Source organism: Kitasatospora sp. NBC_01539 (assembly GCF_045040525.1).
GTDB lineage: Bacteria > Actinomycetota > Actinomycetes > Streptomycetales > Streptomycetaceae > Kitasatospora.
In genome coordinates this window covers 1,961,066-1,975,480 of the sequence record NZ_CP109390.1, presented here as the reverse complement: position 1 = coordinate 1,975,480, position 14,415 = coordinate 1,961,066, and the positions used below count along the sequence as shown (strand labels likewise).

The following is a 14,415-nucleotide window of genomic DNA, read 5'->3' as shown; positions in this document are numbered from 1 at the left end:
GCCGCTCCGTCGTCTCCGCACGCCGGGCGGCCGACCGGGCGGGCCGCACTCTCGGTACCATGAAGATTCATCCCCTTCCGGTTGTGCGACCGGCGGGTGCGACCGATGGCGCGACCGCCCGTCCGTGGGGAGAAGGCCCTGCCCCCCGAGGAGTGTCCTTGCCCGACGAGGTTGTGCCCACGGCCGAGGCCGCCGGTCCCGAGAGCCGCCCGACACCCGCCGGTGCCGGCCCGGCGCGTCCGGCCCTGCCGTCCTCCGCCCACCGCCCCTCGCCGGGCGGCATGCGCGCGCGCCTGGCCCGCCTCGGCGGCCAGCGCAGCACCGCGGTCAACCCCGTCCTGGAGCCGCTCTTCCGTACGATCCGGGCGCAGGATCCGAAGGCCGACCCCGCCCTGCTCAAGGACATCGAGCGGGCGTACGCCGTCGCCGAGAAGTGGCACCGCGGGCAGAAGCGCAAGAGCGGCGACCCGTACATCACCCACCCGCTGGCGGTGGCGACGATCCTCGCCGAGCTCGGCATGGACGCGCCGACGCTGATGGCGGGCCTGCTCCACGACACTGTCGAGGACACCGACTACGGCCTGGAGACGCTCCGCCGCGACTTCGGCGACTCCGTGGCGCTGCTCGTCGACGGCGTCACCAAGCTCGACCGGGTCAAGTTCGGCGAGGCCGCGCAGGCCGAGACCGTCCGCAAGATGGTCGTCGCGATGGCCAAGGACCCGCGCGTCCTGGTGATCAAGCTCGCCGACCGGCTGCACAACATGCGCACCATGCGGTACCTCAAGCGGGAGAAGCAGGAGAAGAAGGCCCGCGAGACGCTGGAGATCTACGCCCCGCTGGCGCACCGGCTGGGCATGAACACCATCAAGTGGGAGCTGGAGGACCTCGCCTTCGCGATCCTCTACCCCAAGATGTACGACGAGATCGTGCGGCTGGTCGCCGAACGCGCGCCCAAGCGCGACGAGTACCTCGCCACCGTCATCGACCAGGTGCAGGGCGACCTGCGGGGCGCCCGGATCACCGCGCAGACCACCGGCCGGCCGAAGCACTACTACTCGGTCTACCAGAAGATGATCGTGCGCGGCCGCGACTTCGCCGAGATCTACGACCTGGTGGGCATCCGCGTCCTGGTCGACACCGTCCGCGACTGCTACGCGGCGCTGGGCACCATCCACGCACGGTGGAACCCGGTGCCGGGGCGGTTCAAGGACTACATCGCGATGCCCAAGTTCAACATGTACCAGTCGCTGCACACGACGGTCATCGGGCCCGGCGGCAAGCCGGTCGAGCTGCAGATCCGCACCTTCGACATGCACCGCCGCGCCGAGTACGGCATCGCCGCGCACTGGAAGTACAAGCAGCGCGCCGTGGCCGGCACCTCCAAGGTGCGCACCGACACCCCGGCCTCCGCCCGCAAGCACGACAAGGCCGACGCGGTCAACGAGATGGCCTGGCTACGGCAGCTCCTCGACTGGCAGAAGGAGACCGAGGACCCGAGCGAGTTCCTGGAGTCGCTGCGCTTCGACCTCTCCAGCAACGAGGTCTTCGTCTTCACCCCCAAGGGCGACGTCATAGCGCTGCCCGCGAAGGCCACCCCGGTGGACTTCGCGTTCGCCGTGCACACGGAGGTCGGCTACCGCTGCATCGGCGCCCGCGTCAACGGGCGCCTCGTGCCGCTGGAGTCGGAGCTGGAGAACGGCGACGCCGTCGAGGTGTTCACCTCCAAGGCGGAGAACGCCGGCCCCTCCCGCGACTGGCTGACCTTCGTGAAGTCGCCCCGGGCCCGCAACAAGATCCGCGCGTGGTTCTCCAAGGAACGCCGCGAGGAGGCCATCGAGCAGGGCAAGGAGGCCATCGCCCGCGCGATGCGCAAGCAGGGCCTGCCGATCCAGCGGATCCTCACCGGCGACTCCCTCGTCACCCTCGCGCACGAGATGCGCTACCCGGACATCTCCTCGCTGTACGCGGCGATCGGCGAGGGCCACGTCGCCGCGCAGTCGATCGTGCAGAAGCTCGTCCAGGCGCTGGGCGGCGAGGAGGGCGCCACCGAGGACCTCGCCGAGACGGCCACCCCGACCCACCAGAGCCGCTCGCTGCGCCGGCACGCCAAGGGCGACCCGGGCGTCATCGTGAAGGGCGTGGAGGACCTCTGGGTCAAGCTCGCCCGGTGCTGCACGCCCGTCCCGGGAGACCCGATCGTGGGCTTCGTGACCCGCGGCAACGGCGTCTCGATCCACCGGTCGGACTGCGTGAACGTCGAGGACCTCTCGCAGCAGCCCGAGCGCATGATCGAGGTGGAGTGGGCGGCGACGCAGTCGTCGGTCTTCCTGGTCGCCATCCAGGTCGAGGCGCTGGACCGCTCCCGGCTGCTCTCGGACGTCACCCGCGTGCTGTCGGACCAGCACGTCAACATCCTGTCGGCGGCGGTGCAGACCTCCCGCGACCGGGTGGCGATGAGCCGTTTCACCTTCGAGATGGGCGACCCGAAGCACCTGGGCCACGTCCTGAAGGCCGTCCGCGGCGTCGAGGGCGTGTACGACGTCTACCGGGTGACCTCCGCCAAGAAGTAGGCGGGCCAAGAAGTAGGCGGCGGCCGGAGCACGCGGAAGGGCCCCCTCACCGAGGGGGCCCTTCCGTGCGTACCGGGGGGAGAGGCGTCAGCCGCCGAACTCCTCCAGGCTCTTCTGCGCCTGGTCGAGCAGCGACTGACGGCCCGCCAGCTCGGCCTCCAGCTTGGCGACGCGGTTCGCGTTACCGGCCGCCCGCGCCTTCGCGAGGTCACCCTCCAGGCGGTCGACGGCCTGCTGCAGCAGCCCCGTCATGCCGGCCGCGCGGGCCTTGGCCTCCGGGTTGGTGCGCTGCCACTCGGCCTCCTCCGCCTCGCGGACCGCCCGCTCGACGGTGTTCAGCCGGGCGTCGAGCCCGCCGCGCGAGGTCCGCGGCACGTGGCCGACGGCCTCCCACCGCTCGTTCACGTCCCGCAGCGCGGCCTTGGCCGCCCTGAGGTCGGTGATCGGGAGGATCGCCTCGGCCTCGACGAGGAGCGCCTCCTTGAGCTTCTGGTTCTCGCCCTGCTCGGCGTCACGCTCGCTGAACGCGGCGGAACGCGCCTGGAAGAAGACGTCCTGGGCGCCGCGGAACCGCGCCCACAGCTCCTCCTCGGCGTCCCGCTGGGCACGCCCGGCGGACTTCCACTGCGTCATGAGGTCGCGGTACGCGGCCGCGGTGTCGCCCCACTCGGTGGAGCCGGACAGCGCCTCCGCCTCGGCGACGAGCTTCTCCTTGGCCGCCCGCGCGTGCTCACGCTCGCTGTCGAGCGCAGCGAAGTGCGACTTGCGGTGCTTGGAGAACACCGAGCGGGCGTGCGAGAACCGGTGCCACAGCTCGTCGTCGCTCTTGCGGTCCAGCCGCGGCAGGCCCTTCCAGGTGTCGACCAGCGCGCGCAGCCGGTCCCCGGCCTCCCGCCACTGGGTCGACTCGGCGAGCTGCTCGGCCTCGGTGACCAGCGCCTCCTTCGCGGACCTGGTCTCCTCCTGCGCCTTCGCGCGGGCGGCCCGGCGCTCGGTCTGGCGGGTCTCGATCTCCCCGCTCAGGGTTTCGAGGCGCTTGTCGAGCGCGGCCAGGTCGCCGACCGCGTGCGCCTCCGTCACCTGGGCCTTCAGGTGGTCCAGTGCGACCTGGGCCTCCTTGGCGGCCAGGTCGGTCTTCCGGACGCGGTGCTCCAGGAGGCCGATCTCGGCCTCCAGGCCCTGGTACTTGCGCTCGAAGTAGGCGAGGGCCTCCTCGGGCGAGCCCGCCTGCCAGGAACCGACGACGCGTTCGCCCTCCGCCGTCCTCACGTAGACGGTCCCCTGCTCGTCGACACGGCCCCACGGGTCGCTGCTCACAGCGCCTCCTCCACATGACGTCCCGCACCCGCCGCGGCGGGCCGGGACGTCGTCCACAGATGATTGTGCGGCGGACCGATGGAGCCCGCCGTTCTGCCGCCGTACGTTGCCGAGGGTGACGGCCGACGGTCAGGGCACCCTATACAACAGCAACATAGGCGACCAGTATCGGTGCTGTCCGCATCCGGCGAGGGTGATTTCCCGGCGGCGCCGCGGCCCGGGCCGCGGTCGGCGGCCCGGGTCACGGAAAGGGTCGGTCAACCCTTGGTCGTCGTCACCGAGTTGAGGACGATGTCGGCCACCGGGGCGCCGTCGCCGCCGCCACCCTGCACACCGCCGGCCGCGATGTTCTGGACGACGTCGAGGCCGGCCGTCACCTTGCCGAACGGCGTGTAGTTCGGCGGCAGCTGGGTGTCCTTGTAGACCAGGAAGAACTGGCTGCCGTTCGTGCCCGCACCCGCGTTGGCCATCGCGACGGTGCCCGCGGGGTACGTGGCCCCGGTCAGGTTCTCGTCCGCGAACTGGTAGCCCGGGCCGCCGGAACCGGAGCCCGTCGGGTCGCCGCACTGGAGCACGAAGATGCCCTCGGTGGTGAGGCGGTGGCACTTGGTGTGGTCGAAGTACTTCTCACCGGACAGGAAGGCGAAGGAGTTCACGGTGTGCGGCGCCTTGGCGGCGTCCAGCGCGATCGTGACCTTGCCGCAGCTGGTGTCCAGCGCCATCGTGTAGGCGGCCTTGGTGTCGATCGACATCGCCGGCTCGGCCTTGAACTGCTTGCCGCTCGGCGCGCCCGCGGCGGGCGCCGTGCAGCCCTTCACCGGAGCCGCCGCCGGGGTGGCGCTGGCCTGCGGCGAAGCCGTGTCGGCCTTCTTCGGGTCGGAGTCGAACGCGCCGCCCGTCCAGAGGCCGACGCCCGCGACCACGACGACCGCGACCGCGGCACCGACGATCGCGTTGCGGCGCTTGCGCGCCTTCCGGGACGCCTCGCGGCGCTCAATCTGCCGCTCGTACTTCTCGCGGGCGAGCTGCCGCCGCCGCTGTTCGCTGCTGACCACCGGCCGTGTCTCCTACTGCTGATGCGCGGGTTGGTGTGTTCCGGTGCGGATCATCGCATCCGCAGGCGGCCAAGTGTAAGGACCCCGTGCGTAAGTACGAGATCAAACGGTGTCGCGGCCGTGCTATCTGGTTCGCTCCCGGTGCCGTGGCGCCGGTAGGCTGCGGTGTGACCAGGCGGTGACATCACGGGCCCCGCCTCCTGAACCGACCGAAGGAATCACGTGTTCGTCGCCGGATTTCCCGCCGGAGCCTGGGGCACCAACTGCTACCTCGTCGCTCCGGCCGCCGGCGAGGAGTGCGTCATCGTCGACCCCGGCCACGAGGCCGCGCAGGGCGTCGAGGACCTGATCCGCGAGCACCGGCTGAAGCCCGTCGCCGTGCTGCTCACCCACGGCCACATCGACCACATCGCCTCGGTCGTGCCGGTCTGCGGCGCGCAGGGCGTACCGGCCTGGATCCACCCCGAGGACCGCTACATGATGGCCGACCCGGCCCGCGGCCTCGGCCGTGCGCTCGGGCAGCAGATCATGGGCTCCATCACCGTCGGCGAGCCGGACGACGTCCGCGAGCTGACGGACGGCGCCCTCCTGGAACTGGCCGGCCTGCGGCTCACCGTCGACCACGCGCCCGGCCATACCAGGGGGTCGGTGACCTTCCGGACGCCCTCCGCCGACGACATCCCGCCGGTGCTGTTCTCGGGCGACCTGCTGTTCGCCGGCTCCATCGGGCGCACGGACCTCCCCGGCGGCGACAGCACGGCGATCATGGATTCGCTGGCCAGGGTGTGCCTGCCCCTCGACGACGCCACCGTGGTCCTCTCCGGCCACGGATCCCAGACCACCATCGGCCGTGAGCGCGCCACCAACCCCTACCTCCAGCAGGCGGCGGTGGGCGCCGGCCCCGCCGGGAGCGCAGCCGCCCCGCGACGAGGAATGTGACGGAAGAGACGTTGAGCACCTTCTCCGCCCCCAAGGGCACCTACGACCTGCTGCCGCCCAGCTCCGCCACCTTCCTGGCGATCCGCGAGCGGCTCTCCGCGCCCGCCCGCCGGGCCGGCTACGGCTACATCGAGACCCCGGTCTTCGAGGACGTGAAGCTCTTCTCCCGCGGTGTCGGCGAGTCCACCGACATCGTCACCAAGGAGATGTTCTCCCTCACCCAGCGCGGCAGGGAGGAACTCGCGCTGCGCCCCGAGGGCACCGCCTCGGTCCTGCGCGCCGCCCTCCAGGCCAACCTGCACAAGCTGGGCAACCTGCCGGTCAAGCTCTGGTACTCCGGCGCCTACTACCGCTACGAGCGTCCGCAGGCCGGCCGCTACCGCCAGTTCGCGCAGGTCGGCGCCGAGGCGATCGGTGCCGAGGACCCGGCGCTGGACGCCGAACTGATCATCCTGGCCGACGACGCCTTCCGCTCGCTCGGCCTGAGCGACTACACGCTGCTGCTCAACAGCCTCGGCGACAAGCAGTGCCGCCCGGTCTACCGCGCCGCCCTGGTCGAGTTCCTGGACGGCCTCGACCTCGACGAGGACACCCGCCGCCGCGCGGGGATCAACCCGCTGCGCGTCCTCGACGACAAGCGCGAGTCCGTGCAGGCCCAGCTCACCGACGCGCCCAAGCTGCGCGACTTCCTCTGCGAGGACTGCAAGGCGTACGACGAGGCCGTCCGCTCGCTGCTGACCGCCGCCGGCGTGGCCTTCACCGACGACCCCAAGCTCGTCCGCGGCCTCGACTACTACACCCGCACCACCTTCGAGTTCGTGCACAACGGCCTCGGCGCGCAGTCCGCGGTCGGCGGCGGCGGCCGCTACGACGGCCTCTCCGAGATGATCGGCGGCCCGGCGCTGCCCTCCGTCGGCTGGGCCCTCGGAGTGGACCGCACCTACCTGGCGATGGAGGCCGAGGGCATCGTCCTCGACCTGCCCGCCGCGACCTCCGTCTACGCCGTCGCGCTCGGCGAGGAGGCCAAGAACGTGCTCTTCACCAAGGTGGTCGAGCTGCGCCGGGCCGGCGTCGCCACCGACCTCGCCTTCGGGGTGAAGGGGATCAAGAACGCCATGAAGTCCGCCGACCGCTCGGGCGCCCGCTTCGCCCTGGTCGCCGGGGACCGAGATCTCGCCGCCGGGGTCGTCCAGCTCAAGGACATGACCACCGGCGAGCAGGTCCCCGTCGCCCTGGAAGCACTCGTATCCACCCTGAAGGAGAAGCAGCTGTGATCCGCACGCACGACGCGGGCACGCTCCGCGCGGAGCACGCCGGAACGACCGTCACCCTGGCCGGCTGGGTCGCCCGCCGCCGCGACCACGGCGGTGTGGCCTTCATCGACCTGCGCGACGCCTCCGGCACCGTGCAGATCGTCGTCCGCGACACCCTCGACGCCGCCGGCGAATCAGTCCACGAGCTGCGCGCCGAGTACTGCGTCAAGGTCACCGGCGACATCCGCGTCCGCCCCGAGGGCAACGAGAACCCCGACATCGCCACCGGCGCCGTCGAGGTCGTCGTGAGCGCGATCGACGTGCTCTCCGAGGCCGCCCCCGTGCCGTTCCCGATCGCCGAGTACGAGCCCGGCACGGTCAACGAGGAGGTGCGCCTGCGCTACCGCTACCTGGACCTCCGCCGCGAGGGCCCGGCCCGCGCACTGCGCCTGCGCTCCAAGGTCAGCAACATCATCCGCCGGGTGATGGAGGAGAACGACTACCTCGACATCGAGACGCCGTACCTCACCCGCTCCACCCCCGAGGGCGCCCGCGACTTCCTCGTGCCCGTCCGCCTGCAGCCGGGCTCCTGGTACGCCCTGCCGCAGTCGCCGCAGCTCTTCAAGCAGCTGCTCATGGTCGCCGGCATGGAGCGCTACTACCAGATCGCCCGCTGCTTCCGCGACGAGGACTTCCGCGCCGACCGGCAGCCGGAGTTCACCCAGCTCGACATCGAGGCCTCGTTCGTCGACCAGGAGGACATCCTCGCCCTCGGCGAGAAGGTCATCGGCTCGATCTGGCGCGAGGTGCACGGCTACGAGGTCCCGAACCCGCTGCCGCGCATGACCTACGCGGACGCGATGTCCCGCTACGGCTCGGACAAGCCGGACGTCCGCTTCGGCCAGGAGCTGACCGACCTCACCCAGTACTTCGAGGGCACCGCGTTCCGCGTGTTCCAGGCGCCCTACGTCGGCGCGGTCGTCATGCCCGGCGGCGCCTCGCAGCCGCGCAAGCAGCTCGACGCCTGGCAGGACTGGGCCAAGGCGCGCGGCGCCCGCGGTCTCGCGTACGTCCTCGTGGACGCCGAGACCGGCGAGCTGCGCGGCCCGGTCGCCAAGAACCTCTCCGAGGAGCACCTGGCGGGTCTCGCCGCCGCGGCCGGCGCCAAGCCGGGCGACGCGGTGTTCTTCGCGGCCGGCAAGAAGGTCCCCTCGCAGGAGCTGCTCGGCGCCGCCCGCCTGGAGATCGGCCGCCGCTGCGACCTGATCGACACGTCGGCGTGGGCGTTCCTCTGGGTCGTCGACTTCCCGATGTTCGAGCCGATCGAGGACGACAAGGGCGAGTTCCAGGGCTGGCACGCGGTGCACCACCCGTTCACCGCGCCCACCGCGGAGTCGCTCGCGACCTTCGACACCGACCCGGGCGCCGCGCTCTCCAACGCGTACGACCTCGTGCTCAACGGCTCGGAGCTGGGCGGCGGTTCGATCCGTATCCACCAGCGCGACGTGCAGAAGCGGGCGTTCGACGCGATCGGCCTCTCCGAGGAGGAGGCGCAGTCGCAGTTCGGCTTCCTCCTGGACGCGTTCAACTACGGCCCGCCGCCGCACGGCGGTGTCGCCTTCGGCCTGGACCGCGTCGTGACGCTGCTCGGCGGGTACGACACCATCCGGGACGTCATCGCCTTCCCGAAGACCTCCACCGGCGGGGACCCGCTGACCGGCGCCCCCACGCCGATCACCCCGGCGCAGCGCCGCGAGGCCGGCGTGGACGCCAAGCCGAAGTCCGAGGCGAAGTCGGAGACCGAGCCCAAGGCCTGACCCCGGTCGGCTAACCTTTCACGGCCCCGGACGGTGCACCCGCACCGTCCGGGGCCGGTCCCACAACGGCGTGCGACGACAGAAGGGTCACCCTCAACCATGGCCGTGCGTACAAGAATCGAGCTGCCGTCGGATGCCCCGGCCACCAGGCGGGTCCACATGGCGGCGTTCCCCGGGCCCGACGAGGCGGACCTGGTGGACTCGCTCCGCCGCGACCCGTCCTGGCTGCCCGAGCTCTCCGTCGTCGCCGTCGAGGACGACGGGCGCGAACTCGTCCTCGCCCACGCACTCCTGACACGCCTCCAGGTCGGCGACGGCTGGGCGCTCGCGCTCGCGCCGGTCGCCGTCGCCCCCGAATGGCAGGGCAAGGGCATCGGCGCCCAGGTCGTCCGGGCCGCGCTCGCCGCCGCCGAACGGTCCGGCGAGCGGCTGGTCGTCGTCCTCGGCGACCCGGCGTACTACGGCCGCTTCGGCTTCACCCCCGCCTCCCGCCACGAGGTCACCGGCCCGTACGACGTCCCGGACGAGTGCTTCATGGTCCTGCCGCTGACCGGCTACGAGGGCGTGCCGCGCGGGCTCTGTCGCTACGCCGCGCCCTTCGACGCCATCTGAGCCCCCGGGCCCCGGCGTTCCGGGGCCCGCACCCGCCCGTCGGCCGCCACCGTCTCCCGGCAGCTGCGCACGAACGCCGCGGCCGCCGGACCGAGCGGCCGGTCGGCCCGCCAGTAGAGTCCGGCCCGGCTGGGCCCGAGGCCGCGGACCGGCCGGAAGACGACGTCGGAACGCCCCGCCAGCCCGCTCAGCGAGGCCGGGGCGAAGCCGATGCCCTGCCCGCAGGCGACGGCGGCGAGCCACTCGTCCGTGCTGTGCGCCACCAAGCCGATCCGCACCGGCGCGCCCTGCCGTCCGTCGGTGCCGAGCCAGTGGTCGCGCCAGAGCCCGGCCGCGGCGGGGACGGCCACGACCTCCTCGTCCAGCAGCTCCGCGATGTCGAGCTCCGCGCGGTCCGCGAACCGGTGGCCGGCCGGCAGCACCGCCCAGCGCTCGTCCAGGCCCAGCGGCGCGCAGCCGTAGCGGCCGTCCGGCGTCCGGTCGCCGACGTGCGGAGGGGCGTGCCAGAGGGCGAGGTCGAGCTCGCCGGAGTCCAGGCCGCCCGCGGAGTCGAACCACCGGTACTCCCGCAGCCGCACCTGCCAGCCGGGCATCCGGCGGGCGAACTCCTCCACCGTCGCCCGGCCGACGAGGTTGATGGTGCCGCCCTCGAACCCGACGTGGAGGGTGCCGGGGTCGGCGGTCGCGGCGCCCCGGACGGCCCGCAGCGCCGTCGACACGTCGGCGAGCAGCGCGGGCGCGCGGCCGGCGAGCTCCCGCCCGGCGGCGGTCGGCGCCATGCCGGCCCGGGAGCGGTCGAACAGCCGGACGCCCAGCTCGGCCTCCAACTGCCGGATGCGCTTGGTCAGCGTCGGCTGGGAGAGCGACAGCCGCGATGCCGCGGCGGTCAGCTGGCCCTCCTCCACCACCATCGTGAAGTAGCGCAGCAGCCGGGTGTCGATGTCCATGCAGAAAGGGTATGGATCGCGGAATTGGACCCGGAGGGCGGGGCTGCGGAAGAGTCGATCACTCACGGGGGAGCGGTACCGGCAGCACAGGGGAGTGCCGGTGCCGTCCCCCGTGGCCCGCCCGGCGGTCCTGCGGGCGGCGCCGATCGGCCGTAGCGTGAGGGCTCGTCGGCGATCGGAGGGCACCCGTGGTCAGACCCGCACCCCGGCACGAACGGCTCGCGAAGAAGCCGTACGAGCGCGAGCTGCTGCGGCTCCAGCACGAACTCGTCCGCCTCCAGGAGTGGGTGCGGGTCGAGGGCGTCCGGCTGGTGGTGGTGTTCGAGGGCCGGGACGCCGCCGGCAAGGGCGGGGCCATCAAGCGGGTCACCGAGTACCTCAACCCCCGGATCGCCCGGATCGCGGCCCTGCCCGCGCCGACCGAGCGCCAGCGCGGCCAGTGGTACTTCCAGCGCTACGTCGAGCAGCTCCCGGCCGCGGGCGAGATCGTGCTGTTCGACCGCAGCTGGTACAACCGCGCCGGGGTCGAGCGGGTGATGGGCTTCTGCACCGACGAGGAGTACCTGCAGTTCCTGCACCAGGCACCGCTCTTCGAACGCATGCTGTCCGAGGCGGGCATCCTGCTCCGCAAGTACTGGTTCTCGGTGAGCGACACCGAGCAGGAGGAGCGCTTCCGGGCGCGGCTGGCCGATCCGATGCGCCGGTGGAAGCTCTCGCCGATGGACGTCGAGTCGATCACCCGCTGGGAGGACTACTCCCGCGCCAAGGACGCGATGTTCACCCACACGGACACACCCGAATCGCCCTGGCACGTCGTGGAGAGCGACGACAAGCGGCGCGCCCGGATCAACATGATCGCCCACCTGCTGTCCACCGTGCCGTACCTCGCGATCGAGCCGCCCCGGGTGGAGCTGCCGCCGCGCCCGCCGTCCAGCGGCTACCGGCGGCCGCCGCGCGACCTGCAGAGGTACGTGCCGGACCACGCCGCGGGCCTGTGACCCGCGGCGCCGCCCGTCAGGTCGCGGAGCCGGCGGCCGCGCCGGTGGCGAGGTCCGGGCCCCAGCGGTCGATCGCGGCCTGCAGGTCGAGCGGGCCGGGGCGCAGGCCCGCCTCCGGGCCGGGCCAGTCGGCCCGCGGCACCCGCCACATCAGCTCGAACTCGTTGCCGTCCGGGTCCTTGGCGTAGTACGACTTCGACACCAGGTGGTCGGTGGAGCCGACCAGGGAGTCGAGCTCGACCAGCCGGGCGCCTATCCCGGCGAGCTCGCCGAGCGTGCCGACCTCCCAGGCCAGGTGGTAGAGACCGATCCGGCCCTGCTCGGGGCCGGGCGCGTCGGCGCCGACCGCGAACAGCCCGAGGTCGTGGTCGTTGCTGCTGCCGGGCGCGGACAGGAACGCCGCCCGGCCCGGGATCACGTGGTCGACCCGGAAACCGAGCGCGTCGGCGTAGAACGCGACCGAGCGGTCGACGTCGCGGATCCAGAGCACCGCGTGGTTGAGACGGCGGACGGGCATGGCGGTACTCCTCGTAGGGGCGGGCAGGCGTCCAGCGTACGCGGAAGGTTCAAATTAGAACTATCCGGCCCCGGTGTCCGTCCGCTCGCATACCCTTGCGCCCGTGGACGAACCGGACCTCTTCACCGCCGCAGCCGAGGAACGCCAGGCCAGGGAGCCCGGCCGGGCCCCGCTCGCCGTACGGATGCGCCCCCGCACCCTGGACGAGGTCGCCGGGCAGCGCCGCCTCCTGCGCGACGGCTCACCGCTGCGCCGCCTCGTCGCCGGCGCCAAGGGGCCCGCCGCCACCAGCTCGGTCATCCTCTGGGGCCCGCCCGGCACCGGCAAGACCACCCTGGCGCACGTCATCAGCCAGGCCGTGGAGGGCCGCTTCGTCGAACTCTCCGCCATCACGGCCGGCGTCAAGGAGGTCCGCGCGGTCATCGAGGGCGCCCGCCGCGCCGTCGGCATGAGCGGCCGCGAGACGGTGCTCTTCCTCGACGAGATCCACCGCTTCTCCAAGGCCCAGCAGGACTCCCTGCTGCCCGCCGTGGAGAACCGCTGGGTCACCCTCATCGCCGCCACCACCGAGAACCCGTACTTCTCGGTGATCTCCCCGCTGCTCTCCCGCTCCCTGCTGCTCACCCTGGAGTCGCTCACCGACGACGACCTGCGCTCCCTGCTGCGCCGCGCCGTCGTCGACGACCGCGGCCTGCAGGGCGCCGTCGGCCTCACCCCGGAGGCCGAGGACCACCTCGTGCGGCTGGCCGGGGGAGACGCCCGGCGGGCCCTGACGATCCTGGAGGCCGCCGCCGGTGCGGCGCTGGAGCAGGGGCACCGGGAGATCACCCCGGCCACCACCGAGACCGCCGTCGACCAGGCGGCCGTCCGCTACGACAAGGACGGCGACCAGCACTACGACGTCGCCAGCGCCCTGATCAAGTCGATCCGCGGCAGCGACGTCGACGCCACGCTGCACTACCTCGCCCGGATGATCGAGGCGGGGGAGGACCCGCGGTTCATCGCCCGGCGGCTGATGATCTCCGCGAGCGAGGACGTCGGCCTGGCCGACCAGACCGCCCTCGCCACCGCGGTCGCCGCCGCGCAGGCCGTGGCCATGATCGGCTTCCCCGAGGCCCGGATCATCCTGGCGGAGGCCGCCATCGCGCTGGCCCTCGCGCCCAAGTCCAACGCGGCCTACCTGGCGATCGACGCGGCGCTCGCCGACGTCCGGCAGGGCCTGGCCGGCGGCGTCCCCCCGCACCTGCGCGACGCCCACTACGGCGGCGCGGGCAAGCTCGGCCACGGCCAGGGCTACCAGTACCCGCACGACCTCCCCGAGGGCATCGCCGCCCAGCAGTACGCACCGGACACCGTGCACGGCCGGGAGTACTACAGGCCCACCCGGCGCGGCGGCGAGGCCCGCTACGCGGACACCGTGGAGTGGACCCGGGCCCGGCTCAGGGGCGACTGATCGGGCGGTATACTCGTCCGGAGTGCCATGTCCCGGGCACGGCGGCGGGTGAGAGCCCACCGACCGTCCGCACCAGCGGGGCACCGGCCATGAGGCACCCCTCCGGGGGTCCTCCAGGAGCGTCGCGCACCGGTTCCGGTGTCGCGGGCAGCCCACCACCCCCGCGGTCGGTGGGCCACTCGTGTGCAAGCACACAGTGCCCGGCTCGGAGAGCGGCTGACCACCCCGGTGGTTATTCTCCGGGTCGCGACGAGCGGCCTCCGTCAACACCTGGTGAAGCCGTATTCGCACACCGAAAGAGGTAATGGTTCCATGGCGAACCAGAAGCGCCCCAAGGTCAAGATCGCTCGCGCCCTGGGCATCCCGCTGACCCCGAAGTCCGTCAAGTACTTCGAGGCCCGCCCGTACCCGCCCGGCCAGCACGGCCGTGGCCGCAAGCAGAACTCTGACTACAAGGTCCGTCTGACCGAGAAGCAGCGTCTGCGCGCCCAGTACGACCTGAGCGAGAAGCAGATGGCCCGCGCCTTCGACCGCGCCAAGAAGGTCGAGGGCAAGACCGGTGAGGCGCTCATCGCCGAGCTGGAGGTCCGTCTGGACGCCCTGGTCATGCGTTCGGGCATCGCCCGCACCATCTACCAGGCCCGTCAGATGGTCGTGCACGGCCACATCGAGGTCAACGGCGGCAAGGTCAACAAGCCGTCGTTCCAGATGAAGCCGGGCTACGTCGTGACGGTCAAGGAGAAGTCGAAGGAGAAGGTCCCCTTCCAGGTGGCTCGTGAGGGCGGCAACGCCGGCGAGGGCCAGACCCCGAAGTACCTCGAGGTCAACCTGAAGGCCCTGGCCTTCCGTCTGGACCGCACGCCGCAGCGTCGCGAGGTCCCCGTGATCTGCGACGAGCAGCTCGTCGTCGAGTACTACTCGCGCTGACCCGCGAGCG

General features: G+C 72.3%; 12 protein-coding genes. 8 read left to right on the top strand and 4 right to left on the bottom strand.

Annotated features, from left to right (window positions below; all coding sequences use genetic code 11):
* The first annotated feature begins 59 nt into the window (after window positions 1-59).
* Entirely contained in the window at window positions 60-2,570 is a 2,511-nt protein-coding gene (locus OG335_RS08415; RefSeq protein ID WP_405010408.1) for a RelA/SpoT family protein, read from the top strand.
* Between the two features lie 87 nt (window positions 2,571-2,657).
* On the opposite strand, the gene OG335_RS08410 is transcribed toward OG335_RS08415, so the two are convergent.
* Window positions 2,658-3,887, bottom strand: a complete 1,230-nt coding sequence (locus OG335_RS08410; RefSeq protein ID WP_405010407.1) for a DUF349 domain-containing protein — start codon at window positions 3,885-3,887, stop codon at window positions 2,658-2,660.
* A 257-nt stretch (window positions 3,888-4,144) separates the two neighbouring features.
* The gene (locus OG335_RS08405) at window positions 4,145-4,942 is read right to left on the bottom strand and encodes a peptidylprolyl isomerase (RefSeq protein WP_405010406.1); all 798 of its coding nucleotides are present in this window, start codon (window positions 4,940-4,942) and stop codon (window positions 4,145-4,147) included.
* 222 nt (window positions 4,943-5,164) lie between these two features.
* On the opposite strand from OG335_RS08405, the gene OG335_RS08400 reads away from it, so the two are divergent.
* The 4 genes from OG335_RS08400 to OG335_RS08385 all read left to right on the top strand — a co-directional run bounded on the left by OG335_RS08400 (window position 5,165) and on the right by OG335_RS08385 (window position 9,563).
* A complete protein-coding gene (locus tag OG335_RS08400) occupies window positions 5,165-5,881 on the top strand; it encodes an MBL fold metallo-hydrolase (protein ID WP_405010405.1) in 717 nt (238 codons plus the stop codon).
* An 11-nt stretch (window positions 5,882-5,892) separates the two neighbouring features.
* A complete protein-coding gene (gene hisS, locus OG335_RS08395) occupies window positions 5,893-7,155 on the top strand; it encodes a histidine--tRNA ligase (protein WP_405010404.1) in 1,263 nt (420 codons plus the stop codon).
* Window positions 7,152-8,951, top strand: coding sequence for an aspartate--tRNA ligase (gene aspS / locus OG335_RS08390; protein ID WP_405010403.1), 1,800 nt, complete (start codon window positions 7,152-7,154; stop codon window positions 8,949-8,951). The genes hisS and aspS overlap by 4 nt, the downstream gene beginning before the upstream one ends.
* Before the next feature lie 99 nt (window positions 8,952-9,050).
* The gene (locus OG335_RS08385; RefSeq protein WP_405010402.1) at window positions 9,051-9,563 is read left to right on the top strand and encodes a GNAT family N-acetyltransferase; all 513 of its coding nucleotides are present in this window, start codon (window positions 9,051-9,053) and stop codon (window positions 9,561-9,563) included.
* On the opposite strand, the gene OG335_RS08380 is transcribed toward OG335_RS08385, so the two are convergent.
* On the bottom strand, window positions 9,536-10,510 hold the full coding sequence (locus OG335_RS08380; RefSeq protein ID WP_405010401.1) for a LysR family transcriptional regulator: 975 nt from the start codon (window positions 10,508-10,510) through the stop codon (window positions 9,536-9,538). The two genes, OG335_RS08385 and OG335_RS08380, sit on opposite strands and share 28 nt — an antisense overlap.
* 188 nt (window positions 10,511-10,698) lie before the next feature.
* Here OG335_RS08380 and ppk2 point away from each other — a divergent pair, with 188 nt between their 5' ends.
* The gene (gene ppk2 / locus OG335_RS08375) at window positions 10,699-11,508 is read left to right on the top strand and encodes a polyphosphate kinase 2 (protein ID WP_405010400.1); all 810 of its coding nucleotides are present in this window, start codon (window positions 10,699-10,701) and stop codon (window positions 11,506-11,508) included.
* A gap of 16 nt (window positions 11,509-11,524) precedes the next feature.
* Here ppk2 and OG335_RS08370 read toward each other — a convergent pair whose 3' ends face one another.
* Complete coding sequence (locus tag OG335_RS08370; RefSeq protein WP_405010399.1) at window positions 11,525-12,025, bottom strand: VOC family protein; 501 nt, start codon at window positions 12,023-12,025, stop codon at window positions 11,525-11,527.
* Between the two features lie 103 nt (window positions 12,026-12,128).
* Here OG335_RS08370 and OG335_RS08365 point away from each other — a divergent pair, with 103 nt between their 5' ends.
* Both OG335_RS08365 and rpsD read left to right on the top strand, forming a co-directional pair.
* Window positions 12,129-13,478: a replication-associated recombination protein A gene (locus tag OG335_RS08365; protein WP_405010398.1), complete on the top strand. Its 1,350-nt coding sequence runs from the start codon at window positions 12,129-12,131 to the stop codon at window positions 13,476-13,478.
* Between the two features lie 312 nt (window positions 13,479-13,790).
* Window positions 13,791-14,405 (top strand): 30S ribosomal protein S4, encoded by a 615-nt coding sequence (rpsD, locus tag OG335_RS08360; protein ID WP_405010397.1) that lies wholly within the window; start codon window positions 13,791-13,793, stop codon window positions 14,403-14,405.
* The last annotated feature ends 10 nt before the right edge of the window (window positions 14,406-14,415 follow it).